We start from the raw sequence: 26307 nt of genomic DNA on the forward strand, positions 1-26307 counted from the left end.
GTTCCGGCCCGGCTGGCACTGGCTTGTTCGGGATTCTCCACGAAAAGGGGCCGGGTAGCGCGATGCGCCGCCCGGCCCTGCCGATATGTTTCGATGGGAGTCTAGTCCTGCTCTTCGACCACCGGCTCGTGCTGCGAGAGGTCGTAGAGGCCGTGGAAGGCGAAGGGCAGGGAATAGTTCGGGGTGCGGTCGAAGCGGATGAACCCGATGGTCTGCCCCTCCGGGATGTCGGACAGCGGCACCAGCCCGAGCGGGATGGGGAAGTCCATGGGACGCGCGGCGATTTCGCTGACGCGGTCCTCGTAGCGTTTGGCGAGGTAGTCGAGAATCTGGTCGCGCTCTTCCTTGGTGAAGGCTTCGAGCAGCACCTTGCGGCTGCCCTTGTCGTCGGTGTGGTGCATGTCGAGCGGCTGGCCGAGCAGGTGCTGCCACGGGTAGGCGTGGTCTTCCGTCGCGGCGTCGTATCCGGTGCGGAACAGGTGGACGACCACGTCCCGGCGGCCCTTGAAGGTCTTGATCGTCATGGACATGACATAGGCGCGATCGGTGGGAAGGGGTTGCTGAGAGGTCTGGCTGTGTATCTGCATGGCTCGCTCCTTTGCGTGTCGTTGTGATAATCTGGCTTCGCGCCGCGATGTCCGGCGTTTCGGGCAAGGTTCTACGCCATTCTCCCGTCTTTGTGAAGGGTTGCACAAGGTCGAATCTCACGTGGGATGCGGGTGGGGCGGAAGGGGCGGCGTCGGCCGCGGTCCGACTGTCCTTTACGGTTGTCGCGCGGGTGCGTATACACACGGCTATGCCATCACACGAGAATGTTTCAGCAGACATTGCCTTTCGCATCGAAAGTCCATTCGAGCCGACCGGGGACCAGCCCGAGGCCATTGCCGCCCTGTCCGAAAACATCCGGCAGGGCGTGACGGATCAGGTGCTACTTGGCGTGACGGGATCGGGAAAGACCTTCACCATGGCCAAGGTGGTGGAGGCCGTGCAGCGCCCCGCGCTGGTGCTTGCGCCCAACAAGACGCTTGCAGCCCAGCTCTACAACGAGTTCCGCCAGTTGTTTCCGCACAACGCCGTCGAGTATTTCGTCAGCTATTACGACTATTACCAGCCGGAAGCCTATCTCCCGCACTCGGACACCTACATCGAGAAGGACTCGTCCATCAATGACGAGATAGACAAGCTTCGCCACGCGGCGACGCATGCGCTGCTCACCCGGCGCGACGTGCTCATCGTGGCCTCGGTGAGCTGCATCTACGGCCTCGGTTCGCCGGAATACTATTCGCGCATGGTCATCCCGCTGGAGCCGGGGCAGCCCATGTCGCGCGATCGGCTGGTGGATAGGCTGGTGGAGGTGCAGTACGAGCGCAACGACTACGACTTCCACCGTGGCACCTTCCGCATCCGGGGCGACGTGCTCGAAATCCTGCCCGCCTACTCGAACCAGCAGGCGCTACGCATTGAATTCTTCGGCGACGAGATCGACATGATCACCGAGACGGACCCCGTGACGGGCAAGGTGCTCTCCGAGGTCCGCAAGACGATCATCTTCCCGGCCAGCCACTACGTTTCGGATAGGCCGAACCTCCAGCGCGCCATGGCCGACATCCGCGTGGAGCTTGGCGAGCGGCTGCGCGAGTTTCAGGACGGCAACCAGTTGGTGGAGCGCCAGCGGCTGGAGCAGCGGACCCAGCTCGATCTGGAGATGATCGAGGAGCTGGGCTACTGCAACGGCATCGAGAACTACTCCCGCCATCTGGACGGCCGTACGGCAGGCGATCCGCCCGCCACGCTACTCGACTATTTCCCGGACGACTTCGTCATGTTCATCGACGAATCGCACGTCACGGTGCCGCAGATAGGTGGCATGTTCAACGGCGACCGCTCACGTAAGAAGACCCTCGTGGACTTCGGTTTCCGGCTGCCCTCGGCGCTGGACAACCGCCCCCTCGCATTCGAGGAGTTCCTCGAACGCAAGGGGCAGACGGTGTACGTCTCCGCCACGCCCGGACCGTGGGAGATCGAGCGCTCGCAGGGCATCGTGGCGGAACAGATCATCCGCCCCACAGGTCTGGTGGACCCCGAGATCGAGGTGCGTCCCGTGGATGGGCAGGTGGATAACCTGCTGGCCGAATGCCGCGCGCGCAGGGACAAAAACGAGCGCGTGCTGGTGACGACGCTCACCAAGCGCATGGCCGAGGACCTCACGGAGTACATCCGGAGCATGGGCGTGGAGACGCGCTATTTGCATTCGGACATCGACACACTCGAACGCGTGGCCATCATTCAGGCCCTGCGCAAGGGCGAATTCGACGTGCTGGTGGGCATCAACCTCCTGCGCGAGGGACTGGATATCCCCGAGGTCTCGCTGGTGGCCATTCTCGATGGCGACAAGGAAGGATTTCTGCGCTCCACGCGCTCGCTGGTGCAGACCGTGGGCCGCGCCGCGCGCAATGCCAATGGCCGGGTCATCATCTATGCGGACACGGTCACCCGCTCCATGCGCGAGGCCATGGAGGAGACGCAGCGCCGTCGCGAGAGGCAGCTTCGCCACAACGCCGAGCACGGGATAACCCCGCGAACCGTGCTGAAAAAAATGGATAATGTGCTCGATTCCCTGTACGGTGAGGCCGTTGCCGAGGGGAAGAAGGCCGCCGCCGCACGCGAGGTTGATGCACTGGGGAGTGATCCCAAGGCCATTGCGCATCAGATCAAGACTCTGGAGCGTGACATGCGGGCTGCGGCAAAGGATCTGGAATTCGAGCGCGCCGCGGAACTGCGTGACCGCATCTCCCTGTTGCGGGGTGTGCTTCAGACCCTGGATTGAAACCATTCATGAGCATCAGCTTGCGCCGGATTCCGGCCCGTCGTTTCGTCATGCCCAAACTGGGCAGGATGTTCAGTCAGGTTCGGGTTTCGAATCTCCGCCGGAGGTACGGCAGCTTCTTTCCTCTCCTCATGGGGACGGTGACGCTGTTCCTCATCTTTTTCGGCGGCGTGTACGCCTATATGGAGATCGAGGGCTGGAACTACCTCGACAGTTTCTTCATGGTGCTTATCGCACTGTCCACCGTGGGATTCGAGGAAGTGCATCCCCTGTCCGAGAAGGGGATGATTCTCACGAGCATTCTCATTTTGCTCGGCGTGGGCAACTTCGCGTTTCTCGTCGGATCGTTCACCCAGATTCTCGTTGAAGGGCGGCTGCAAACCGTATGGGGGAGACTCAGAGTGCAGAAGGCGATTGACGGTCTTTCGAATCACATCATCGTCTGCGGGTATGGCCGCATCGGTAGCATCGCCGTGCGCGAGATACTGCGCGAGGGCATTCCCGTCGTCTCCATCGAGAAGGCTCCGGATTTGCTGGCGAAGATGGAGGAGGACGATGTCCTCTACATATCCGGCGATGCCACGGACGACGAGGTGCTCGACCGCGCGGGCATTTCCCGCGCCAAGGCACTCATCACCGCCCTGTCGCAGGAGGCGGACAACGTCTACGTGGCGCTCACGGCGCGTCAGATCAATCCTGATCTGTACATCGTGGCCCGTGCCGACCACGAGACGCACATCTCGCGCCTCGAACGCGCGGGGGCGGACCGCGTGATGCTGCCGCACACCCTTGGTGGTGTGCGCATGGCGCAGTCCGTGCTGCGGCCCACGGTGACCAGCTTCCTCGAACTGACCCTGTCCAAGCACGAGCTGGACCTCAACATGGAAGAGCTGGAGATTACCGAACGCAGCGAGTTCAAGGGCAAGAATCTCATCGAGTCCAAGTTGCGCCAGCGTTTCAACATCATCGTCATCAGCATCAAGAAGGCCGATGGCAAAATGATCTTCAATCCTTCCGCGCAGACAGTGCTGGAGGAGGGCGACACCATCGTCATTGTCGGCAACAAGGAAAACCTGCGCGAACTTTGGGAAATCATCTAGCGGCGGGGATGTTTCCGCGTCGTCGCTAGCCGAAGCCCGTTTCGCGCATGGTGCGAGGCGGGCCTTTTCGTCCTTTTGGGGGGAGTTGTGAGCGAATCCGGGATGAAGGGAACCGGGCGGGAGATCATCGTCACCGCCATCGTGTCCGCGTACCGCTGCGAGCGGTTTCTGCGCGGCTGTCTCGACGATCTGCTGGGGCAGACCATCGGCGAGAGGTTGGAGATCATCGTCATTGATTCCGGCTCGCCCGAGAACGAAAGCGCCATTGTGGAGGAGTATCGGCGTTCGCATCCGAACGTCAGGCTCATCCGCACCGAGGAGCGGGAGACCATCTATGCGGCGTGGACGCGCGGGGCGCGTGCCGCCACCGGGCGCTACCTCACCAATGCCAATGCCGATGATCGCCACCGCAGCGACGCCTTCGAGGTCATGGCGCGGACCCTCGACGAGAACCCCGACGTGGCGCTGGTGTATGCCAATTCGCGCATCACGGCCACGCCGAACCAGACCTTTGCGGACTGCACGCCCATTGGTGCGACCGACTGGCCGGAGTTCGACCGGCGCGAGTTCTTTCGCTACAACTTCGTGGGGCCGCACCCCATGTGGCGGCGGTCCCTGCATGGGACCTACGGATATTTCGACCGTGACTTCGAGGTCTGCGGGGATTACGAATTCTGGCTGCGCATCGCTCGTAGGGAGAATTTCCGCTTGATTCCCGAGGTGCTGGGTCTGTATTTCCTTTCCCCCGAGACCGCCGAACGGCGGGACAAGCTGCGCTCGCGAAATGAGACGCTTTTGGCTCGCAAGCGCTACAGAATGAACGAATAACCAGAGATCATGACCGACATGCACCCCATATTTCCGCAGGAGGCCGCCGCATGAGCGACCTCGCACAGGCACGCCAGCGGGTGGCGGAACTTCGCCGCCTGCTTGAATATCACAATCGACGCTATTACGTCCTCGACGATCCAGAAATTCCGGACTCCGAGTACGACGCGCTTTTCCGTGAACTGAAGGACCTTGAGAAGCTTCATCCCGAACTGGATGACCCCAATTCTCCCTCCCGTCGAGTGGGTGGCGCGCCCGCGCCCGGATTTGTGCAGCGCGACCATCGCCGCCCCATGTACAGCCTCGACAACGTGTTCAACACGGACGAGTGGGCGGAGTTTGCCCTGCGTGTGCGCAAGGGCCTTGAGACCGAAGAGTCCATAGCCTTCTGGGCGGACCCCAAGCTCGACGGACTGGCCTGCGAGGTCGTCTACGAGAACGGCGCGTTCACGCTGGCGCTGACCCGTGGCGACGGCGTACGGGGCGAGGTGGTCACGGACAATATGCGTACCGTGCGCAATCTGCCGCTGACGCTTGATGTCTCCGATACGCCGGAGCTTCTGGAAGTGCGCGGCGAAGTGGTCATGCTCAAGAAGGATTTCCAGAACCTCAATCGCCAGCAGGAGGAGGACGGCGGCAAGCCCTTTGCCAACCCGCGAAACGCGGCCGCCGGTTCCCTGCGTCTGCTCGATTCGCGCATCACGGCGTCGCGGCGGCTCAGCTTCATCGCCTATGGCGTGGGCGAGGCGCGCTTCGCGTCCGGCTCCCTGCCGTGGAGTACGCATGGCGGCATGATGAACTATCTCGCCGCCGCAGGCTTCACCGTGCCGCCGCAGGCGCAGGTGTGCGCCAATGCCGCCGAGGTGGCCGCCTACTACGAGCGGCTGGGGGAACAGCGCGACGACTTGCCCGTGGAGATCGACGGCGTGGTGGCCAAGGTGGACGACCTCGCGGCGCAGGAGGCACTGGGATTCACCGGCCGCGCGCCGCGTTTCGCCATGGCCCTCAAGTTTCCGGCCCGGCAGGCCGAGACCGTGCTCGAAGCCATTGAGGTGCAGGTGGGCCGCACCGGCGTGCTGACGCCTGTGGCCATGCTGCGGCCCGTGGAGGTGGGCGGCGTGGTCGTCTCCCGCGCGACGCTGCACAATGAGGATGAGATTCGCGCCAAGGGGCTGCTGGTGGGTGATACCGTCAAGGTCCAGCGCGCGGGCGACGTCATCCCCGAGGTCGTCGGTCCGGTGGTGGAGAAGCGCACCGGGGAGGAACATCCCTTCGAATTTCCCGAGACCTGCCCCTCGTGCGGGTCACCCGTGGACAGGTTGCCCGGAGAGGTCGCCATCCGGTGCCTCAACGTTTCCTGTCCGTCTGTGCTGCGGCGCAGGATAGCGCATTTCGTGTCCAAGGCCGGGCTGGACATGTCCGGCGTGGGCGTGAAGTTCGTGGAGCAGTTGGTGGACAAGGGCATCGTGAAAAGCCCGTCTGACCTGTTCCGCCTGAACATTTCGGATATCCTGTTCCTTGAGCGCATGGGACCGAAGTCCGCCGCCAACGTCAAGGCCGCCATCGACGCCGCCCGCACCGGCGCAGCGTTGGAGCGCCTTGTCGCGGCCATGGGCATTCGCCACGTGGGCGAGCAGACCGCCCGGACCCTCGGGCGCACCTTCGCGGACCTCGACGCCATAGCCGGGGCCACGCAGGAGGAGCTGACCGCACTGCCCGACATCGGGCCGGAGGTGGCGGGCAGCATCCGCGCCTTCTTCCATAACGCCGACAATCAGCGTCTGGTGCGGGAATTTCGCGAGTTGAAGTTGTGGCCAGAAAACGTGCCTGCGGACACGGCGGGTGAAGAGGCCGAGGGCCCGCTCTCGGGCCGGACCTTCATCTTTACCGGCACGCTGCCCGGCATGTCGCGGCCCGATGCGGCGCGCATGGCCGAGGCCGCTGGCGGCAAGGTGGTCAAGACCATCTCGAAGAACGTGGACTACGTGGTTGTGGGCGAGAAGGCCGGAAGCAAGCTCGCCAAGGCCGAGTCCCTTGGTTTGACGGTCCTCGATCTCGATGGTTTCCTGCGTCTGCTCGACGAGTCGGCCGCTTCGGACGCGGTGGACGCCGCGATGCCCGAATCCGCGCCGATTGCCGCGCAGGCCGATGTGGCGCGTGGCAACGAGGATGTGCCGCTTGAAGCCGAGCCTGTCGCTGAAGCTGTGCCGCCATCCGATGCCGCTGTTGAAGCGCCGGTGGAGCCTTCCGCCGGGGATGCGCCTGCCGTGGCGTCCGCTCCGGATGGGGAACCCGCCGAGGCCGAGTCCAAGGGCAAGGAGACGTCGAAGCCCGGGAAGGGCTCCGGTTCACCGACGCAGTTGAAGCTTTTTTGATTACTGATCACACAGGAACCTTTTCGGAGGAGAACATGAGCACCCCGATTTTCATTACCGAATCCGCCCCCATTTCCGCCGAGGAGAGCACGGGCACCCGGATTATCGTCATGGGCGCCAAGGGGCGCATGGGCTCCACCATTGTGGGCCTTATTCGCAACGATCCTGACGCCGAACTCGCCGCCGTTATCGAACGGCCCGGCAACGAGAGTGGCCTTGAGCTTCTGGGCTGCACCGTGGGGACCGACCTCGCGGAGGTGCTGCCCATGCATCCCGGAGCCGTGGTCATCGACTTCACCGCTCCGCAGGCGAGCCTTGCCAATGCCCGCGCCTGCGCGGCCAACGGCAATCCCATCGTCATCGGCACCACGGGCTTCGCTCCCGAGGAACTGGACGAACTTCGCTCCATCGCGGCGGAAAATCCCACCTTCTGGGCACCGAACATGAGCGTGGGCGTGAACGTGTTGTTGCAGGTGCTGCCCGAACTCGTGAAGAAGCTTGGCCTCGATTACGACATCGAGATGGTGGAGCTGCACCACAACCAGAAGAAGGACGCGCCGAGCGGCACGGCCCTGAAGCTGGCGGAGTGCCTTGCCGATGCCCGCGAGTGGGACCTCAAGGAAGTTGGCACCTACTGCCGCGAAGGCATCATCGGCGCGCGCCCGAAGAAGGAAATCGGCGTGCAGACCATTCGCGGTGGCGATGTGGTGGGTGTGCACACCATGTATTTCATGGGCCCCGGCGAGCGCATCGAGGTGACGCATCAGGCCCATTCGCGCGATACCTTCGCGCAGGGCTCCATCCGCGCCGCCAAGTGGATGACCGGGCGCTCGGCTGGCAAGCTCTACGCCATGGCCGACGTGGTGGCGGGCTAGTCCGTTTCGGAAAATGTTCGCGGGAAAGGGGAGTCGAGAGGCTCTCCTTTCTTTTATGTGTGGGGCTTATCCCACTTTGCCGAGTGGCTTCGGGCCGTGGGTGCCGTTCGTTTTGAATGTGCATTCCAGCGCGTCCTTGCGGAATTCGAAGATGGCGCGAAGCCGTGGGCGCACGATCAGGCTTTCGATGATGTCGCCCAGCCAGCCGAGGGGCAGGGCGTAGTTGACGATGTCCATCATGTGCGTTCCGCCGTTTTTCCGCTCGAAATGGTGCTGATGGTGCCAGAAGCGGTAGGGCCCGAAACGCTGCTCGTCCACGAAGAGTTTTGGCTCTACAACGTGGGTGATCTCAGTGACCCAATCCACGGCTATGCCCGCGAATGGCGTGATGGTGTAGGTGAATATCTGCCCGGGATGGATGGTGCTGGGCGGTGGGCACGTCATGTCGAAGCACAGCCAATCGGGCGTTATGCTCCGCAGATTGGCCGGATTCGAGAAAAACGCCCACGCCTCGTCAATCCCGACGGGCAGCATCTGGTTGCGCACGAGGGTATGCAGCATCGGGCCAGTGTAGCATGGTTCGGCGGATCGTTTCACCCTTTCACACACACCAGCGGGCGCATTCGCGTGACCTTGCTGGCGATGTCCGCTCCGGTGGTGGCGTCGATGACCATGTCGATGTCCTTGTAGGCCTCCGGGGCCTCTTCCGCCGCGCCCTTGTAGGATGACGTGCGGATGTGGATGCCGTGGCGGTGGAGTTTTTCGATGACCTCACGGCCCCGGAAGGAGGCCTTGGCCTTCTTGCGGCTCATGGCGCGGCCCGCGCCGTGGCAGATGGAGCCGAAGGCGTCGTCCATTCCGGTTTGCGTGCCGGTGAGGATGTACGACGCCGTGCCCATGCTGCCGCCGATGAAGGCGGGCTGGCCTGCCTTGGCGTATTCGTGTGGCAGGGAAGGGTGGCCGGGCGGTAGGGCGCGTGTGGCACCCTTGCGGTGCACCAGAAGCCGTCGTTCGCGTCCGTCCACGCGGTGCGTCTCTTCCTTGCAGGTGTTGTGCGAGACGTCGTAGATGAGCGAGAGCCGCGCCTCGGGTAGCACCTCTGCAAAGGCTTCGCGCACGAGGTGGGTGATGATCTGGCGGTTGGCCAGCGCGCAGTTGATGCCGCTTCGCATGGCACCGAGATAGTCCTGCCCCAGTTCCGACGCAGCCGGGGCGCAGGCCAGTTCCCTGTCCGTCACCGGGATGCCGTGGCGCGGCATGGCCTTGAGCATCCGCGCGAGGTAGTCCGTGCCGATCTGGTGCCCCAGCCCGCGCGATCCGCAGTGGATGCACACCACGGCGTCGCCTTCCGCAAGTCCGTAGGCCGTCGCGGCCTTTTCGTCGAAGACCTCCTCCACGTACTGGATTTCAAGATAGTGATTGCCGGAACCGAGGGTGCCCATCTCGTCGCGCTGGCGCTTTTTGGCAGTGTCCGACACTTGGGACGGGTCCGCTCCGGGCATTCTGCCGCCTTCCTCCGTGTGGTCGAGGTCGGCCTGCGTGCCGTAGCCATTGCGGACGGCCCATTTCGCGCCGTCCTTTAGCATGTCGTCGATTTCAGACGTCGAGAGGCGGATGCCGCCCGTGGAGCCGACGCCGCAGGGCACATGTGCGAAAAGGGTATCCGCCAGTTCCTCCTGCACGGTAAGGATGTCGTCCCTGTGCAGGCCCGTGCGCAGGCAGCGCACGCCGCAGGCGATGTCAAAGCCCACGCCGCCCGCGCTGATTACGCCGCCCTCGGCCGGGTCGAAGACGCCGATGCCGCCGATGGGGAAGCCGTAGCCCACGTGGGCGTCCGGCATGGCCAGCGCCGCGCCGCGAATGCCCGGAAGCGAGGCTACGGCGCGCAACTGACGCCCCACGTCGTCCTCCATCTGCCGCAGCAGGTCCGCCGAGGCGAAGATGATGCCCGGCACTCGCATGTCGCCGTATGGTTCGATTTCCCAGCGGAAATCCGTGAGCTGTTTGAATTGCGAGAGCTTCATGGCGCGGGCCTCCTTGGAGCGGTGTTGGACGATGATACCTCACGGGGGCGCGGCGGTGTCCAGCGGAAAAGCGTTGTGGCCCACGCGGCAGATGGACTGCAACGGCGTCAGCGGCGCTTGGCGAAACAGGCTTTCCTTGGCGTCGGGCTTGGGCTATATGCTTGGATGGTTACCCATTCCATCAGAAATCGGAGGAGATCAGATGAATCCGGAAGATATCGCATCCGCGCAAGCCGTGGTCCAGTGGACGGAGTTCTCAGTGAACTGGCTGATGGCGAACGGATTGCGCATTCCCTTTGCCTTGCTCATATTCTATGCCGGACGGTGGATTGCCCGCATTCTGTCGCGTTTTGCCGGGCGTGTGCTGCTGCGGCAGAGTTCCGATGAGTTGCTGGCGAGCTTTGTAAAGGCCATCATCTACTATACCATGCTTGCCGCCGTGGCCATTGCCGCGCTGTCGCATCTGGGCGTGAACGTCACGTCGCTCATTGCTGTGTTCGGCGCTGCCGGTCTGGCCGTAGGCCTCGCCCTCAAGGATTCGCTGTCGAACTTCGCGGCGGGCGTCATGCTTGTCATCTTCAGGCCGTTCAAGGTGGGTGACTACGTGCTTGGCGCGGGAGTGGCCGGAACCGTCGAACGGCTGAGCATCTTCAATACGGAGCTGCGTACGCCGGACAACCAGAAGGTCATCGTGCCGAACTCGATGCTGACCGGCGGAGTCATCACCAACGTGACTGCTAACTCCACCCGGCGCGTGGACCTCGTCTTCGGCATTGGCTACGGGGACGACATCGACAAGGCGCGCGAGGTCATCCTGCGCATCCTTGGTGAGGAAAGCCGCCTTCTGGCCGATCCGGCACCCGTTGTCGCGGTGAACGAACTCGGCGAGTCCAGCGTGAACATCGTGGTGCGTCCGTGGGTGAAGAGCACCGACTACTGGGACGTCTACTGGGCGCTCACCGAGCGCATCAAGAAGGCCTTCGACGCCGAGGGCATTAGCATTCCCTTCCCCCAGCGCGATGTGCACATCGTCGCAGGCGCGCAGGGCTAGACGCGCACTGCATTTCGCACAAACGGACAAGGGCCGGCCCCCTCGCGGGGACCGGCCCTTTTTCTTGCCGACTCGAACCGTGCAAGAGATTACATCTTGTACAGCTGATCGCCGGGAATGATCTTGATGTTGTTCTTCTGAAGGATTTCGATGGCCTGATCGGTGCGGTCGAAGCGGAAGATCATGACGGCGTTCTTGCCGCTCTGCTGCACGAAGGCATACATGTATTCCACGTTCACGCCGTGTTCGGACAGCATGCCGAGGATGGCATGCAGGCCGCCGGGCTGGTCGGCGACTTCCGCCGCGACCACGGTGGTCCGCCCCACGGTGAAGCCGTTGTCCTTGAGAACGGTCTTGGCCTTCTCGAAGTCGTCCACGATGAGCCTGAGGATGCCGAAGTCCGAGGTGTCGGCCAGGGACAGCGCCCGGATGTTCACCTTGTTTTCGCTCAGCACTCGGGTGACCTCCGCAAGGCGGCCCGCTCTGTTCTCCAGGAAAATGGAAATCTGTTCGGATTTCATTGTATAGCGTCTCCCGTTTCAGCGTTCTGGTGCCGTCATTCTCCAACAAGGAGGAACGGTTGCCGATTTTCTATCCGATAAACGGTCGTGTTGGCAAGCGGCGGACCGCATGGCCCGCCGCTCGTGATGCTAGCTGTTGCGCAGGTCGATGATGCGCTTGGCCTTGCCCTCGGAGCGCTCGATGGTCTTGGGCTCCACCAGCTTGACCTTGGCCGTGACGCCGAGGAATTCCTTGATGCTCTTCTGGATTTTGCCTTCGAGCATCTGCAGGCCGCGGATTTCGTGGCTGAGGAACTTCTCGTCCACTTCCACGCGGATTTCCATGGTATCGAGGGAGGCTTCGCGCTTGACGATGATCTGGTAGTGCGGCGCGGTGCCCTCGGTTTCGAGGATGATGCTCTCGATCTGCGAGGGGAACACGTTGACGCCGCGAATGATGAGCATGTCGTCGCTGCGGCCCATGATGCGGTGCATGCGCACGTGGGTGCGGCCGCACTTGCAGGGCACGTAGTCGAGGCGGGTGAGGTCGCGCGTTCTGTAGCGCAGAAGCGGCAGGGCCTCCTTGGTCAGCGTGGTGATGACCAGCTCGCCCACGGAGCCTGCGGGCAGGGGCTCGCCGGTGACGGGGTCGATGATCTCGGGCAGGAAGTGGTCCTCGGCCATGTGCAGGCCGTTTTGCGCCTCGCGGCACTCGATGGCCACGCCGGGGCCCATGATCTCGGACAGACCGTAGATGTCCACGGCTGTGATGCCGAGCTTGTTTTCCAGATCGCGGCGCATTTCCTCGGTCCACGGCTCCGCGCCGAAGATGCCGATGCGCAGCGGAAGTTCCTTGATGTCGATGCCCGCATCCACGGCGGCTTCATAAAGGTACTGCATGTAGGACGGCGTGCTGCAGATGACCGTGGGGCCGAAGTCCTTGAGCAACTGCACCTGACGGCGCGTGCTACCGCCGGAGACGGGTACGATGGTCGCCCCCAGTTCCTCCGCGCCGTAGTGCACGCCAAGCCCGCCCGTGAACAGGCCGTAGCCGTACGCATTGTGCACGATGTCCGCCGAGTTGGCTCCGGCGGCGACGAAGGAGCGCGCCATGAGGCTGGCCCAGGTGCGCACGTCGCGCCGGGTGTAGCCGACGACGGTGGCCTTGCCCGTGGTGCCGCTTGAGGAGTGGATGCGCACCACGTTTTCCCTCGGCACAGCAAACAGGCCGAAGGGATAGTTGTTCCGGAGATCCTGCTTTTCGGTAAACGGTAGGTACTGGACGTCGGAAAGGCTACGGATGTCGGCGGGCTTTACGCCTTTCTCATCCAGTTTCTTGCGGTAGAAGGGAACGTTGGCATAAACTCTTTCGACGAGGCTTTGAAGTCGCCTCAACTGGAGTTTTTCCAAGTCCTCTCGTGGCATTGTTTCCGTTTCGACATCGTACAGCATTACCGAATCTCCTCTTCTTGTTGATCGTAACGTACCGTAAGCAGGATTGAACATGCCGCCCCGGCGGAAATGGCTCGGGCGCGGCGTATCGTCGGCGTGCAGTTTTCGCCGTTTTGGCGCACAATACCCCGACGTACCGGCGACTCTGCACAATCTTGCGCTTGCGCGTCAACCCCTTTCGCGAAGATGGACGGCAGGTTTCGCGGTGATTCGCTGGTTGGCGCATTCCGATGGCTACGGGCGGAAATGGTGCAAGGCGTGCGCAGACCGTGATTGCGGCCCGGTGTGAAATGCTTTATGTGATGTCGCGTCCGCGTCGTTTCGGCCGGGCCTGTGCGCACCGTCGCGCATCGTCGATGGACGTCTCGTCCGTGGCGGGGCAGGCTGGATGCGGGTGGACACAATATTTCGTGTGCAAGGCGCTTGCCTTCGGGAAGCGTCTGTCGGCGGGGGGAGCCTCGCTGGATGCGCGAGCAAAAGGAGCAACTGCAAGACATGAGTGAAACCGTAAAAAAGACCCCCGGCACCGTCGAGAAGATGAAGATCGTTGCCGAGTGGCTTGATGAGAAGAAGGGCCGTGACATCATGGCCATGAATGTGTCCGGACTGTGCAGCATCACCGAGGGACTGGTGGTTGTCAGCGCGGGCAGCGTGAAGCACGGTCAGGCCCTCGCCGACACCCTGCTGGACCGCTGCGGCGAGGTGCGCTGGGAGTACCTCGGCATGGAAGGTTACCAGTCCGGCGGATGGATTCTCGTCGATCTCAACGATGTGCTCGTGCACATCTTCCAGGAGGACAGCCGCACGTTCTACAACCTCGAAGGCCTGTGGGCCGAGGCCGAGCGCGTGGAGCTGGAGCTTCCCGAGCACGCGGACTAGCCGATAGACTGCGAATCCGCGTCCGAACCGTCGGCATCACCGAAAGGAGCAAGCCATGTCCGATTACACTCCCACACTTCTGCTCATCCTCGACGGCTGGGGCATTGCGCCCGCCGGAGAGGGCAACGCCGTCTGTCTGGCCGGTACGCCGACCCTCGACAGGCTGAAGAGCGAGTATCCATCGACGGCGCTCGACTGCTCGGGCAGGGCCGTGGGACTGCCGGACGGATTCATGGGCAACTCCGAGGTCGGACACATGAACATCGGCGCGGGGCGCGTCGTCTATCAGGACATGACCCGCATCGACATGTCCATCGAGGACGGAACGTTCGCCGAACGTCCCGCTCTGGTGGAGCTTCTCGCTTCCGCGAAGGCGACGGGCGGGCGTCTGCATCTGATGGGCCTGTTGTCCGACGGCGGCGTGCACAGCCACATCAATCATCTCTTTGCGCTCCTCGCAGCCGCCAAGGCCGCTGGCGTGGAGGTGATCGTGCACGCATTCATGGATGGCCGCGATACCGCTCCCGATAGCGGCGCGGGCTACATGGAGCGTTTGCTCGCTGAGATGGCGCGCATCGGGTGGGGCCGCGTGGCAACCATCACCGGGCGCTACTACGCCATGGATCGCGACCGGCGCTTCGAGCGCAACGCCCTTGCCTACGCCGCCATGACCAGCGGCGAGGGCAAGCAGGTGACCGATCCGCTGGCCGCCGTGCGTGATGCCTACGCCGCCGGGGAGTTCGACGAGTTCATCAAGCCGCGCATCGTGGTCGGTCCGGACGGCGAGCCTGTCGGGACCATCGCGGATGGCGACGCCGTGTTCTTCTTCAACTTCCGTGCGGACCGCGCGCGCCAGATCGTGCGCACCCTGTTCGATGACGGATTCGCGGAGTTCGAGCGCGCGCGACGTCCCCGTCTGTGCGGTCTGGCGACCATGACTATGTACGAGGCGGCTTTTCCGCTGCCCGTTGCTTTTCCGCCCGTGCCGCTCACCGGCTGCATGGGGGAGGTCGTTTCGTCGCTGGGCCTTCGGCAGTTGCGCATCGCCGAAACCGAGAAATATGCGCATGTGACGTACTTTTTCAACTGCGGACGCGAGGAACCCTTCTCCGGAGAGGATCGAAAGCTCGTTCCCTCCCCGCGCGAGGTGGCCACCTACGACCAGAAGCCCGAGATGAGCGCCAACGAGGTGACCTCCGAGTTCGAGCGGCTGTGGAGCGAGGGCGGATACGATTTCGCCGTGCTCAATCTGGCCAATCTCGACATGGTGGGGCATACCGGCATCATTCCCGCCGCGTGCAAGGCCGTGAAGACCGTTGACGAGTGCGTGGCCCGCATCGTGCCCGCCGTGCTCGCCCGGGGCGGCAGGGTGCTTCTGACCGCCGACCACGGCAACGCCGAGGAGATGATCGACGCGTCCGGCGGTCCGCAGACCGCACACAGCAAGAATCAGGTTCCGCTCGTACTCATCGAGAATGGCGCTGCTAAGAGGCGGCTCGTTCCCGGTAGGCTTGGCGACATCGCGCCCACGATTCTGTCCCTGTGGGGGGTGACGCCGCCTGCGGAGATGACCGGGCGGACACTGGTGGAGGATTTTTAGGTGAGTGAACGGAACAGGCCGATCGATCCGGTCGGCCCCAATGGCGTGGAGTTGGTCTTTTTCTATCCTTGCCCGCACTGTGGGCACAGCGTGCCGCTGGTCGCACCCGTCCAGCCCGCAACCGTGCGCTGTGACGCTTGCTCGCGGCGTTTTCCCATCATCCCCGTCGACGAGCGCGCCCAGCGCTATTTCAAGGTCGTCACCAACAACGGTCGGGCGTGCATCGACCCCGATTTCGCGTAGCTTCAGAAACAGAAGAATATATGTCCGATATGCTTTGGCTTGCCCACTCGGGAGCGACACTCCCGAGTGTGCGTTTTCGTGTGCTGCCGTTTGTGGCCGATGCGCGGGAGCGCGGTATCGACGCGGATTGGGTTCGCCTGCCCAAGACCGCCATCGCTCGCATGGCACTGCTTTTCCGCCTGCCGCGCGTGAAGACGCTTGTGGTTCAGAAGGCTCTGCTTTCGCCGCTGTTCGTCCGTCTGCTCCGTAGTCGGTGCGAGCGCTTGGTCTTCGATTTCGACGACGCCTTGTGGACCCGTCACCCGAATCAGGGCGCGAGGGATGCCTCCGCCGACGCCAAGGCGCTTCGACGGCTTGAGCGCATGTGCTCCGCCGTGGACCTCGTCATCGCGGGGAACTCCTTCCTTGCCGAGAAGGTGCGCCATGTGTCGCGCAAGCAGCTTGTCCTGCCCACGCCCCTCGACACGGATGCGTATGCCCCTCCCGCCGATGCCCATGTCCGGCCGGGTCAGCCCGTGGTCGGCTGGATGGGCACGTCCTGCAACCATTTCTTTCTGCCGGAGATATTCGACAGTCTGGAGTCCGTGGCCGACGCCGTGCGTGTCTACGTGGTTTCGGACAGGGAATACGCCCTGCCCGAGGTCTTCGACGGCATTTTTGATTTCTGGGATTCCGAGCGGGAGGTGGGACAGCTTCAGGCCATGGACATCGGCCTCATGCCCTTGACCGACGATGAGTACACGCGCGGCAAATGCGGGTTCAAGCTCCTGCAGTACATGGCCTGCGGGGTCGTGCCCGTGGCTTCGGACGTTGGCTTCAATCGGGAGATCATCACCCATGGCCGGGACGGCTTCCTTGCTCAGACCCCGCGCGATTTCGCCGAGTATGTGGGGCTTCTCGCCCGCGAGCATGACCTGCGTGCCGAAATGGCGCGTCATGCCCGCGAGACCGTGGTGGCGCGTTTCGGTCTTTCCGCAGCGGCCGAGAGGCTGTGGCGCGAACTGGAACTGATTTAGCCCAGCGTTTTTGGATATCATGCATGAAGAAGGGCCGCTCTCCTTGGGAGGGCGGCCCTTTTGTCGTTTTCGATGGTCGGTCAGGCGATGCCGTCGAAGCCACGGCGGCGCAGCAGGCGGTCGTAGACCTCGATGCTGCGCTCCACCTTGCGGTCGATGGTGAATTCGGCGGCATGGCGCAGACTGGCGCGCCCCCACTGCTCGCGGGCATGCGTGTCCTCGCAGATGCGGCGGATGGCCCCGGTCAGCGGCTCCACGCGCTTGGGCGGCACCAGCAGACCGTTGTCGGTCACGATTTCCGGCACGCCGCCGACGGTGGTGGCAATGATCGGCAGGCCGAATCCGAAGGCCTCGATGAGCACGTTGGGCAGGCTTTCGGAGAGTGAGGGCAGGATGAAGGCGTCGAAGGTCTGGAGATAGTCCGCCACGTTTTCGACGCGTCCCGGGAAGTGGACCCGGCCATTCAGGCCGAGACCTGCGCGGGTGTTGGCCCAGATGTTCTCGTTGGCGCCGACGGCCACGAGGTGCGCGTCCACGCCGGAGGCGGCGAAGGCTTTCAGCAGATAGTCCACGCCCTTGACCGGCTTGTTGCCGGCCACCGTTCCGAGCACCGGCACGCCATCGGGGATGCCGAGAGCCTGTCGCATGTCCGCAGGGGACATGGTGGGCGTGGTCCGGGTGTCAGGAATGCCGTTGTAGATCACTTCGATCTTGCGGCTGGGGCAGCCCACGGTTCGCAGCACGCGGCCACAGGCGCTGGAATTCACGACGAAGCAGTCCATGCCCGGCGACCAGTAGGGCAGCGGATTGTGGGGGCGATAGACGACGCCGCGATACCCCACGCAGACCGCGCCGCGTTTGCGCCATGTGATGCTCCACCATGCCAGCCGCTTGTTGGCCTTGTTGTGGAAGGCGTGGACGATGCACGGTTCGCCGGGAGCTGGCAGGGCCGATTCGACGCACTGCCGCCATTCGTTTCGTTCGGCGGGAAGGTGCTGCCAGTCGATTCCGGCGTCGAGCCCAGTGATTTGTGCGTCGTGCGGGACGAAGAAGGTCAGGCTGTGCCCACGGGCGATGAGTCCGCTGGCAAGGTACATGGCCTGTCGTGTTCCGCCCGAGAGGTTCGAGCTTGAGGTAATGAAGATGAAGCGCACGGATCAGGCCTCCCTGTCGTAGCGGGCCACGCGCTCCATGAATTCGGGCAGGAGGCGTTCGGGCGTAAGGTTGCGCAGGCAGCGGATGTCGCCGAGGCGGCAGGCGTTGTCGTTGCAGGGCTGACAGTCGAGACCCAGTGAGAAGTGCTCGTGTTCCGGCGCGGGGAAGGTCCATGCGCTGCTGGTCGAACCGAGCACGGTGAAGGTCGGCGTGCCCACGGCCACGGCAATGTGGCGCGGTGCCGAGCAGTTGCCGAAATGCATGTTGGCCCGCGCGATGAGCGTCGACATCTCGCGAATGGAGAACAGGCGCTTGGGCACGATGACAGCGGGGGAGTTTGCCGCCTGCTCGACCTTCTGGACTTCTTCCTCTTCGCCTGGCCCGTGGAAGACGAGGAATTTGATTCTCGGGTTGGCCTCGGCGGCCATGGCGGCGAGGCGTCCGTAGTACTCTGCGGGCCAGCAACGCGTTTCGCGGCGGTGGGTCGGGTCCACGGTGACGAGGAAGTCGTGGCGGCCAATGCCCAGTTCGTAGAGGGTGGCGTCCGCCTGCGCCCGTTCCTCGGTGGTGAAGCGCATGCTCGGACGTTCGCCGTTCCATTCGATGCCCAGCGGGCGCAGCACGCTGGCCTTGGCCTTGGCCGCGTACCCGTTGATCATCTTGCACCAGTGCGTGTAGAACGGGCGGTTGTACCACGGGGGAGTGAAGGACAGGCGAATCTGCCGCTCCGAGTAGGGCTTGAAGAATCTCGCCAGCGCCACGACGTTGCGGATGCGCGGAAGCTGCTGAAAATCGACGATGATGTCGAAGCGCTGCTGCACGACGCGTAGGTAGAACCGGAACTGGGTGAAGATGTTGCGGTGGGCGTTGCGGTCGATGAGCCACAGCTTGTCCACGTCCGGATTCTGGGCCAGCACCGCTTCGTTGACCTTCATGGTCAGCACGTGGATCTGTGCGTCTGGGAAGCGCTTGCGCAAAAGCGAAATGGACGGCGTGGTCAGCACCACGTCGCCGATCTGGCGGAGCTGGCAGACGAGAATCCGGCGCACCGATGCGGGATCGATATCGATGGTGGGGCAGGGTGCTGCGTTCATCGTCCGGCGACCTCTTTCATGAATTCGAGGAATTGTTCGGCGCGTCGGTCGAGGCTGTGCTCGCGGCTGAACCATTCCCAGACGCGGGTGCGCAGGTCGAACATGTATTCGTTGTCGAGCGCGAGCACGGCTTCAAGGCCGCGAACGAGGTTTTCCGGCCCCGGTGCGGGGTCGAGGAGCGTCGAGTCCAGCGGATGGATGTCGTTTGGCCATGCCTCGGGGATGCCGCCGACCCTGCGCGCCACCGGGACGAGACCTTCGGCCATGGCTTCGAGCAGGGTGTTGGGCAGGCCTTCGGAGGTCGAGGGCAGGACGAAGATGTCCGCCTGACGCAGCACGCGGCGCACGTCGCGCACGAAACCGTGCCACGTCACGCAGTCCGCGATGCCGAGAGACTCGGCAAGGCGCTTGAGGTTGCGTTCCTCACTGCCGGTTCCCGCGATGTGGAGATGAAATGCGTGGCCCTTGTCGCGCAGGATTTTCAGCGCCTGCAGGAGGTCCGCGTGTCCCTTGTCGGGATTGAGCTGGCTGGTGACGGCCAGTTGACGCGGCTTGCGCACCACGGAGGGCGCTTCTGGCGCGGGGACCTTTCCGGTGGGGATGACGGTGATTTCGCTCTCGCGCAGGAAGGACATGCCCGAGGCGAGGCGTCTGCGCATGTCCTCACAGGGCACGAGCACGCGCGGACCGATGAACCGGTGGGTGTTTCGCACCTTTGGTGTGTCGCGCATGTCGCCGGGCAGGCCCACGCGGTGTACCACGGGAATGCCCGCCAGCCGTGCGGCCACGCCTGCGGTGCGCAGATCCTTGCCGATGTTCACAACCACGACATCCGTGGCGTTTTGCCGGAAGAAGCGCATGAAGCGCCAGATGGAAAGCGGGTTGTAGTCGAATCCGAACACGAAGTGTCGGGCGTCGAGCCCGGCTTCGCGTGCCTTGTCCAGAAAGGGGCCTCTGCGGCAGAATATTGTTGTCGTATGACCCATGGCGTTGAGGCGCGAGGCAAGGTCGAGAGTCCAGGCCTTGACGCCGCCGAAACGCCGGGTGGCGTTGACGAATACGATGTTCATTCGAGTAGTGGGATGTAGCCTTGAAGGTTTCGGTTGTTTGGTCCCGGCCTTGGTATCAGAAAGGTCGGCCATGGACAACGCCGGTTTTGCTCCTCCGCTCGGTGCGGTTAGCGCTTGCGCGTTCCCTTGGGTGTCCATTGTGAGAGGGCGATGCCCGCCATGATGAACCCCAGCCCGGAAATTGTCGATGGAAGGATGTCCTCTCCCACGAGAAAGTGGATGAACACGAGCGAAAGAAAGGGCGAGATGAAGATGAGATTGCCGATCTTCGCCGTGGAGTCCGAGAGCTTGAGCGCCTTGAGCCACAGCACGAAGGTGACGCCCATCTCGAAGACGCCCACGTAGGCCGCGGCGGCGATGCCGCGGATGTCGGTGACGACGGGAGTGCTGAAGGCGATGGTGGCGATGGTCACATAGCAGGTGCCGAACAGGAAGTTGGCCGCTAGCCCCGCCACCGGGGGGCGCGTGTCCCGCGTGTTGAGTATCCAGTACAGTGCCCAGATTACGGTGCTTCCCAGCGCCAGCGCCACGCCTTGCGGGTTGGAGAAGGCGAGGCCGTCCAGTCTGCCGTGGGTCGAGATGACGAGCACGCCCGCATAGCTGACGAGAATGGCGGCGAAGTCCTTCAGCCCGAGGCGCTGGCCCAGAAGCGGCACGGACAGGAGCGCCAGCGTGACGGCCCAGGTGTAGTTGAGCGGCTGGGCCTCCTGCGCCGGGAGCAGGGCGTAGGCCTTGAACAGGATGACGTAGTACAGGAAGGGATTCATGGCCCCGTAGAGCGCGGAGGTCATCCACTGCCGCCATGTGAAGGCTTGGAGCGTACCCAGCCCGCCCGAGGCAGCCAGGAGGCTTAGGAGCGTGGCCGTGGAGAATAGGCTGGCGAGGAACAGGAGCTGGAGATGGTCCAGATGGCGAAGCGATATTTTGAAAGCGGAGGCCACGGTGCTCCACAAGAGCACCGTGGCCAGTCCGTAGCAGTAGGCAATCTTCTGCCGGTGCATTCCGGCGGTCCTAGATGACGACGTGTTGGCGGATGAAGCTCACCACCTCGTCCGGGGTATCGCAGATGGTCATGAGGTCCAGATCCTTCTCCTTGGCGAAGCCGCCTGCGATGAGGCTCCCCTTGAACCAGTCGAAGAGTCCGTTCCAGTAGTCGGACTTGTAGAGTACGATGGGGAAACGCTTGATGCGCTGGGTTTGAATGAGCACCAGCGCCTCGGAAAGCTCGTCCAGCGTTCCGAATCCGCCGGGCATGGCCACGTAGGCCGTGGCGTATTTGATGAACATGAGCTTGCGCACGAAGAAATAGCGGAAGTCGACGCGTGTGGTGCAGAAGGGGTTCGGGTCCTGCTCCATGGGGAGTTCGATATGCAGACCCACGGAAACGCCGCCTGCTTCTTTCGCGCCCTTGTTGGCGGCTTCCATGAGGCCGGGACCGCCGCCGGAGATGATGCTGTATCCTTCGCGGGCGAGCTTGCCGGCGAGTTCTTCGGTTTCGGTGTAGATGGCATCGCCGGGCTTCACGCGTGCCGAGCCGAAGATGGAAACGCCGTTTTTGATTTCGCTCATTGTGTCGAAGCCGTCCACGATCTCGGCCATAATGCGGAACAGGCGCCACGATTCGCGCATGGAAAGTTCGTCGATGAGAAATTGTCTGTGATCGGTCACGATAACTCCTTCGATGGTCCGTTCTTTACATGACGGGATGCCGTCGGGTATGTGGAAGGTCCGTTTGAAAATGTGGATATATCGTTTCTGCCCGTTTTGAAACAATAAAATCCATTCCGTCCCGGGTGGGACGGGGTGCGGGGAGTACGCATGAAGATCCAGTTTCTCGGAGCCGCGCAGACCGTCACAGGCTCCTGTCACATGATGGAGACCGGAGGTCACCGTTTCGCCGTGGATTGCGGCATGCATCAGGGCAATACGGAGATCGAGAAAAGAAATCAGTCCGTGGAGCACTACCGCCCGCGCGACATCGAGTTCTTCCTCATCACCCATGCGCATATCGACCATTCCGGCCTGTTGCCGAAGATGGCCCGGGAGGGCTTCTCCGGCAGGATATACTGCACGCCGCCCACGCGGGACCTGCTTGAGATCATGCTGCGCGACAGCGCGCACATTCAGGAAATGGAAGCCGAGTGGAAAAGCCGCAAGTACAGCCGCCGCGGCAACAAGACCGAGGAGCCGCTTTACGGCATGGCCGACGCCGAGAAGGTCATCGGACTTCTCGAAACCGTCGAGTACGACGTCCCGTTCCATCCCTTCCCCGAACTCTCCGTGCGCTACAAGGATGCCGGGCACATCCTCGGCTCCTCGTTCATCGAACTGTGTGTCACCGAGGAGGGCGGCGAGTTCAAGGCCGTGTTTTCCGGCGACCTTGGCCGTCCGGACCAGTTGCTCATGAGCGATCCCTCCATCATTCAGGACGCGCATTATCTTTTCCTCGAATCCACATACGGCGACCGCAACCACAAGGACGAGGGCGCAAGCCGCGACGAACTGGCCGCCGCCATCGAGTGGAGCCACCGCCACGGCGAGAAGGTCATCATTCCCGCCTTTGCCGTGGAGCGCACGCAGGAGGTGCTCTACACCCTGCATCTGCTGGAGAAGGAAGGTCGCCTGCCCGCCGACATGCCCGTCTATGTGGATAGCCCCATGGCTATCAGGGCCACGGAGGTCTTCCGCAAGTATGCCGACTACTTCGATGAGGAAACCCGCGCCATCTACGAGGCTGGCGAGGACCCGCTCTCGCTTCGCAATCTGCGCTTCACCTCGGACACGCAGCAGTCCATGGCCATCAACCAGTCCTCTGGCTCGGCCATCGTCATTTCCGCCAGCGGCATGTGCAACGCGGGGCGCATCAAGCACCATCTGCGGCACAATTTGTGGCGTCCGGGGGCCAGCGTGGTCTTCGTGGGATTTCAGGGCAAGGGTACCCCGGGGCGTAAAATCGTTGACGGCGCGAAAAAGATTCGTATCCTCGGCGAGGAAATCGCCGTGAAGGCGAAAGTGTTCACCATCGGCGGCTTTTCGGCGCATGCCGGACAGAGCCAGATACTCGAATGGCTGGAGCACTTCCGCACGCAGGACATGAAGGTGTTTCTGGTACACGGTGAAAACAGCGCCCAGCATACCCTTGCCGAGCTCATCACGCAGCGTTTCGGCCTTGAGGTGCACATTCCGGATTATCTGGAGGAGTGCTCCATGGTTGCCGGGCGTCCGCTGGAATACTCGCGGGACGAGGAACGCGCCCGTCCTGCCATCAACTGGGACTACCTGCTCGCCGAAGCCGAGGCCAAGCTGGCCGACGTTCGCGCGCGCACGGATGTCATCCGGGACAAGCCCTGGGTGGACCAGACCGAACTGCGCGACAGATTGCTCGCCATCAACAAGGAACTCATCGAGTTCGTTTCGGAAGTGTAGTGAATGAGAATCATCAGTGGTGAATTCGGAGGGCGCTCCATTCGCTCCGTGGAGGGGCCGGGCTATCGCCCGGCCACTGCCAAGGTCCGGGGCGCCATCTTTTCCATGCTTGAGGCGCGGGGTATCGAATGGGAACGGCTCCGCGTCCTCGATCTCTTTGCCGGAAGCGGAAGTCTGACCATCGAGGCTCTGTCGCGCGGGGCGCGGCAGGCGCTGTTCATCGAGAAGAGCCGCAAGGCCGCGAACTGCATCGCGGACAACCTGAAGGAACTTGGCGTGGATGGCAGGCGTGCGCGCGTGCTGGCCAAGGACCTCTTCACGGTGCTTCCCACCGCGCCGGACGTTCCCTACGACCTCGTGTTCATCGACCCGCCCTATGGCAAGGACCTGCTCGCTCCCGCACTGGAACTGGCGCTGCGTCACGGTTGGCTGGCGGACGACGGCTACGTGCTGGCCGAGGTGGAGGCCGGTCTCGGCATCGACCCCGAGGCAGTCAATCCCCGACTCGAGACGGTTACGGACCGACTCTACGGACAGACCAGGATAATCGTATGGAAGAAAAGAAACGTGAAGTGATTGCCGTCTACCCCGGCACCTTCGATCCGCTGACCAACGGTCACGTGAGTCTCGTTAAGCGCGGGCTGACCATCTTCGATAGGGTCGTTGTGGCCGTGGCGCAGGATACGGGCAAGAACTCGCTCTTCTCCTTCGACGAGCGGGTGGAGATGGCGCGCACCGTGTTTGCCGATACGCCACGGGTCGACGTGGAGGGCTTCACCGGTCTTCTGGTCAACTACGTCATGCGGCGGGGAGCCTCGGTCATCCTGCGCGGCCTTCGCGCGGTGAGCGATTTCGAGTACGAGTTCCAGATGGCGCTCATGAATCGCCGTCTGGCCCGCACCATCCAGACCGTGTTCCTTATGACCGACTACAAGTGGATGTACATCAGTTCGTCCATCATCCGGCAGGCCGCGTCCCTTGATGGCAACATTCAGGGGCTGGTGCCGAACCTCATCGTTCCGCGCGTCTATGCGAAGTTCGCCCAGTTGGAGCGTGAACGCAGGGAATCCGAAGAGTAGCCGCCATGTCCACACCCATTTTGTGCATTCCCGGCCCAACCGGCGCGGGCAAGACGAGTGCGGCCATCGCCCTTGCGCTGGCGCTTGGCGGCGAGGTCGTCAACTTCGATTCCCGTCAGGTCTACGAGGATTTTCCCATCATCACGGCGCAGCCCTCGGCCGAGGAGCGCGCGCAGTGTCCGCATCTGCTGTACGGATTCCTGTCCACGGATGCCAAGATGAGCGCGTCCGCCTATGCGGACATGGCGCTAGCGACCATTGCCGAGGTCCGCTCCCGTGGGCATCTGCCCATTCTCGTCGGTGGGACGGGGCTGTATCTCGGTGCGCTCTTGCGGCCGCTGGCCGATGTGCCGCCCATCCCGGAGGACATTCGCGAGCGTATTCGCGAGGCCTGCGAGGTGCGCGGTCCCAATCCGCTGCATGCCGAGTTGCGCAGGGTCGATCCTGTGCTGGCCGAGCGCCTGCACCCCAACGACCGCCAGCGCATCATGCGTGGGCTGGAGGTCTTCGAGGCCACGGGCAGGCCGCTTTCGCTGTGGCAGGCCGATACGGCCGCCGCGCGTGATTTCAAGTGCCTCAAGCTCGGTGTGGGCATGCCGCTTCCCGAGTTGACGCCCTTCCTGTATCGGCGCATCGACCTCATGCTGGAGGCCGGGGCCATCGAGGAGGCGCGCTGCGCCATGGGGCGCAACGACGATCCCAAGGCTCCGGGTTGGTCCGGCATTGGCTGTGCGGAGCTGCTGGCTCATCTGCATGGCGAGATAGACCTCGAAGAGGCCAAGGCGCTGTGGGGCCGCAATACCCGCGCCTATGCGAAGCGCCAGTTGACGTGGTTCAACGCGGACCCGCAGATACGATGGTTCCGCCCCGGCGAACACGAGGCGATGATCCACGCCGCGTCGGAGTTCTTCGGCGCGTGAGGCTGGCTGGATTTCGAAATGAAGAGGCTCTGGATGCGATGATGCGTCCGGAGCCTTTCGCTTTCAGGAAAGTGTTCAGCCGAGGGAGCCGCTGTCGAAGACCCTGCGGTTGCCCGCGATGAGCACGAGCTGCTGCGGTGTGAGGCTGAAGGCGAGGGTGCCCCTGCGCGAGCGCGGGCCGGGAATTTCGATGCACATGAGGCCTGCGTTGTGCACGGCCACGCGGGGGCGGTCGTCTCCGGTGAGGAGCAGGCTGGCCAGTCTGGCGAGGTTGGGCATGTGTCCGGCCACGAGCACGGATTGCGCGTCGGCGAGGGCGTCCAGCAGTTCGAGCGTCTGGTGGGCGGGCGTCATGGCCTTGACTTCCGTCGCGGTTCGAATCTCGGACACGGGAAAGCCCGTGGCACGGGCCATCAGTTCGGCTGTTTCGCGGGAGCGGAGTTTGGGGCTGGCGATGATGGCGTCGAAGGTGATGGCCATGCGGGCCGTGGCCGCCGCGCTCTTTTCCACCTGCTCAAGGCCCATGGGACTGAGCGGTTCCTCGGGCGCGGCCTCGCTTGGCAGGCTGGCTCCGTGTTGCATGAGATAGAGAAGCATCATGCCTCCTTGGCGATTTTGCCGTATCGTCGTGTGCGCTTGGCTCGGGCCTGCGCCCGTGCTTTGCGACACGATGCCCAAGCAGTAGCAGACGCCCTGTTTCCGGGCAACAGGATGTTGTGCAAGGCCTGCGCTTCATGAGAAGAAAGGGATTGCTCCAGTTCCTTTCATGGATTTTGCATGAAGTGTCGTTGGC

The 26307-nt window shown here is 63.2% G+C and carries 25 protein-coding genes; 14 read left to right on the forward strand and 11 right to left on the reverse strand.

What is annotated here, in order from left to right:
* Window positions 1–101: 101 nt before the first annotated feature.
* Entirely contained in the window at window positions 102–587 is a 486-nt protein-coding gene (locus GGQ74_RS01255; protein WP_167939734.1) for a hypothetical protein, read from the reverse strand.
* A 209-nt stretch (window positions 588–796) separates the two neighbouring features.
* Here GGQ74_RS01255 and uvrB point away from each other — a divergent pair, with 209 nt between their 5' ends.
* The 5 genes from uvrB (at window position 797) to dapB (ending at window position 8005) form a co-directional block, all read left to right on the forward strand.
* Complete coding sequence (uvrB, locus tag GGQ74_RS01260) at window positions 797–2827, forward strand: excinuclease ABC subunit UvrB (RefSeq protein ID WP_167939735.1); 2031 nt, start codon at window positions 797–799, stop codon at window positions 2825–2827.
* 68 nt (window positions 2828–2895) lie between these two features.
* On the forward strand, window positions 2896–3927 hold the full coding sequence (locus GGQ74_RS01265; RefSeq protein ID WP_167940962.1) for a potassium channel family protein: 1032 nt from the start codon (window positions 2896–2898) through the stop codon (window positions 3925–3927).
* Between the two features lie 87 nt (window positions 3928–4014).
* A complete protein-coding gene (locus GGQ74_RS01270; protein ID WP_342448564.1) occupies window positions 4015–4755 on the forward strand; it encodes a glycosyltransferase in 741 nt (246 codons plus the stop codon).
* 50 nt (window positions 4756–4805) lie between these two features.
* Entirely contained in the window at window positions 4806–7130 is a 2325-nt protein-coding gene (ligA, locus tag GGQ74_RS01275) for an NAD-dependent DNA ligase LigA (protein WP_167939736.1), read from the forward strand.
* 35 nt (window positions 7131–7165) lie between these two features.
* Window positions 7166–8005 (forward strand): 4-hydroxy-tetrahydrodipicolinate reductase, encoded by an 840-nt coding sequence (dapB, locus tag GGQ74_RS01280; RefSeq protein WP_167939737.1) that lies wholly within the window; start codon window positions 7166–7168, stop codon window positions 8003–8005.
* 66 nt (window positions 8006–8071) lie between these two features.
* Here dapB and GGQ74_RS01285 read toward each other — a convergent pair whose 3' ends face one another.
* Window positions 8072–8566 (reverse strand): SRPBCC family protein, encoded by a 495-nt coding sequence (locus tag GGQ74_RS01285; RefSeq protein WP_167939738.1) that lies wholly within the window; start codon window positions 8564–8566, stop codon window positions 8072–8074.
* Window positions 8567–8598: 32 nt separating this feature from the next.
* Window positions 8599–10029 (reverse strand): RtcB family protein, encoded by a 1431-nt coding sequence (locus GGQ74_RS01290; RefSeq protein ID WP_167939739.1) that lies wholly within the window; start codon window positions 10027–10029, stop codon window positions 8599–8601.
* A 202-nt stretch (window positions 10030–10231) separates the two neighbouring features.
* On the opposite strand from GGQ74_RS01290, the gene GGQ74_RS01295 reads away from it, so the two are divergent.
* Window positions 10232–11080, forward strand: a complete 849-nt coding sequence (locus GGQ74_RS01295; RefSeq protein WP_167939740.1) for a mechanosensitive ion channel family protein — start codon at window positions 10232–10234, stop codon at window positions 11078–11080.
* Window positions 11081–11169: 89 nt separating this feature from the next.
* Here GGQ74_RS01295 and GGQ74_RS01300 read toward each other — a convergent pair whose 3' ends face one another.
* Both GGQ74_RS01300 and GGQ74_RS01305 read right to left on the reverse strand, forming a co-directional pair.
* Window positions 11170–11601, reverse strand: coding sequence for an ACT domain-containing protein (locus GGQ74_RS01300; protein WP_167939741.1), 432 nt, complete (start codon window positions 11599–11601; stop codon window positions 11170–11172).
* Between the two features lie 129 nt (window positions 11602–11730).
* Window positions 11731–13032 carry a phenylacetate--CoA ligase family protein gene (locus GGQ74_RS01305; protein ID WP_167939742.1) on the reverse strand — a complete coding sequence of 434 codons (1302 nt, stop codon included), beginning with the start codon at window positions 13030–13032 and terminating at the stop codon, window positions 11731–11733.
* A gap of 495 nt (window positions 13033–13527) precedes the next feature.
* Here GGQ74_RS01305 and rsfS point away from each other — a divergent pair, with 495 nt between their 5' ends.
* Genes rsfS through GGQ74_RS01325 form a run of 4 tightly spaced genes read left to right on the forward strand, consistent with a single transcriptional unit; the run spans window position 13528 to window position 16770 of the window.
* On the forward strand, window positions 13528–13911 hold the full coding sequence (gene rsfS, locus GGQ74_RS01310; protein ID WP_245168065.1) for a ribosome silencing factor: 384 nt from the start codon (window positions 13528–13530) through the stop codon (window positions 13909–13911).
* Window positions 13912–13966: 55 nt separating this feature from the next.
* Window positions 13967–15511: a 2,3-bisphosphoglycerate-independent phosphoglycerate mutase gene (gene gpmI / locus GGQ74_RS01315; protein WP_167939744.1), complete on the forward strand. Its 1545-nt coding sequence runs from the start codon at window positions 13967–13969 to the stop codon at window positions 15509–15511.
* Window positions 15512–15754 carry a hypothetical protein gene (locus tag GGQ74_RS01320; RefSeq protein WP_167939745.1) on the forward strand — a complete coding sequence of 81 codons (243 nt, stop codon included), beginning with the start codon at window positions 15512–15514 and terminating at the stop codon, window positions 15752–15754.
* A 20-nt stretch (window positions 15755–15774) separates the two neighbouring features.
* Window positions 15775–16770: a glycosyltransferase family 4 protein gene (locus GGQ74_RS01325; RefSeq protein ID WP_167939746.1), complete on the forward strand. Its 996-nt coding sequence runs from the start codon at window positions 15775–15777 to the stop codon at window positions 16768–16770.
* Between the two features lie 80 nt (window positions 16771–16850).
* On the opposite strand, the gene GGQ74_RS16450 is transcribed toward GGQ74_RS01325, so the two are convergent.
* The 5 genes from GGQ74_RS16450 to GGQ74_RS01350 all read right to left on the reverse strand — a co-directional run bounded on the left by GGQ74_RS16450 (window position 16851) and on the right by GGQ74_RS01350 (window position 21757).
* On the reverse strand, window positions 16851–17924 hold the full coding sequence (locus tag GGQ74_RS16450) for a glycosyltransferase (protein WP_167939747.1): 1074 nt from the start codon (window positions 17922–17924) through the stop codon (window positions 16851–16853).
* Between the two features lie 3 nt (window positions 17925–17927).
* Entirely contained in the window at window positions 17928–19019 is a 1092-nt protein-coding gene (locus GGQ74_RS01335) for a glycosyltransferase family 9 protein (RefSeq protein ID WP_167939748.1), read from the reverse strand.
* Window positions 19016–20089, reverse strand: coding sequence for a glycosyltransferase (locus tag GGQ74_RS01340; RefSeq protein ID WP_167939749.1), 1074 nt, complete (start codon window positions 20087–20089; stop codon window positions 19016–19018). The genes GGQ74_RS01335 and GGQ74_RS01340 overlap by 4 nt, the downstream gene beginning before the upstream one ends.
* 107 nt (window positions 20090–20196) lie before the next feature.
* Window positions 20197–21090, reverse strand: coding sequence for a DMT family transporter (locus tag GGQ74_RS01345; protein WP_167939750.1), 894 nt, complete (start codon window positions 21088–21090; stop codon window positions 20197–20199).
* A 10-nt stretch (window positions 21091–21100) separates the two neighbouring features.
* A complete protein-coding gene (locus GGQ74_RS01350) occupies window positions 21101–21757 on the reverse strand; it encodes a TIGR00730 family Rossman fold protein (RefSeq protein WP_167939751.1) in 657 nt (218 codons plus the stop codon).
* A 150-nt stretch (window positions 21758–21907) separates the two neighbouring features.
* Between GGQ74_RS01350 and GGQ74_RS01355 the strand changes: the two genes are divergently transcribed.
* Genes GGQ74_RS01355 through miaA form a run of 4 tightly spaced genes read left to right on the forward strand, consistent with a single transcriptional unit; the run spans window position 21908 to window position 25514 of the window.
* Window positions 21908–23515 carry an MBL fold metallo-hydrolase RNA specificity domain-containing protein gene (locus tag GGQ74_RS01355; protein ID WP_167939752.1) on the forward strand — a complete coding sequence of 536 codons (1608 nt, stop codon included), beginning with the start codon at window positions 21908–21910 and terminating at the stop codon, window positions 23513–23515.
* Window positions 23516–23518: 3 nt separating this feature from the next.
* On the forward strand, window positions 23519–24091 hold the full coding sequence (rsmD, locus tag GGQ74_RS01360) for a 16S rRNA (guanine(966)-N(2))-methyltransferase RsmD (RefSeq protein ID WP_167939753.1): 573 nt from the start codon (window positions 23519–23521) through the stop codon (window positions 24089–24091).
* Window positions 24067–24594 (forward strand): pantetheine-phosphate adenylyltransferase, encoded by a 528-nt coding sequence (gene coaD, locus GGQ74_RS01365; protein ID WP_167939754.1) that lies wholly within the window; start codon window positions 24067–24069, stop codon window positions 24592–24594. The genes rsmD and coaD overlap by 25 nt, the downstream gene beginning before the upstream one ends.
* Window positions 24595–24599: 5 nt before the next feature.
* Window positions 24600–25514 carry a tRNA (adenosine(37)-N6)-dimethylallyltransferase MiaA gene (miaA, locus tag GGQ74_RS01370; protein WP_167939755.1) on the forward strand — a complete coding sequence of 305 codons (915 nt, stop codon included), beginning with the start codon at window positions 24600–24602 and terminating at the stop codon, window positions 25512–25514.
* Window positions 25515–25589: 75 nt separating this feature from the next.
* Here miaA and GGQ74_RS01375 read toward each other — a convergent pair whose 3' ends face one another.
* Window positions 25590–26114: a SixA phosphatase family protein gene (locus tag GGQ74_RS01375; RefSeq protein WP_167939756.1), complete on the reverse strand. Its 525-nt coding sequence runs from the start codon at window positions 26112–26114 to the stop codon at window positions 25590–25592.
* Window positions 26115–26307: the final 193 nt, after the last annotated feature.

Origin of the sequence: Desulfobaculum xiamenense (assembly GCF_011927665.1) — a bacterium.
Taxonomy (GTDB): domain Bacteria; phylum Desulfobacterota; class Desulfovibrionia; order Desulfovibrionales; family Desulfovibrionaceae; genus Desulfobaculum; species Desulfobaculum xiamenense.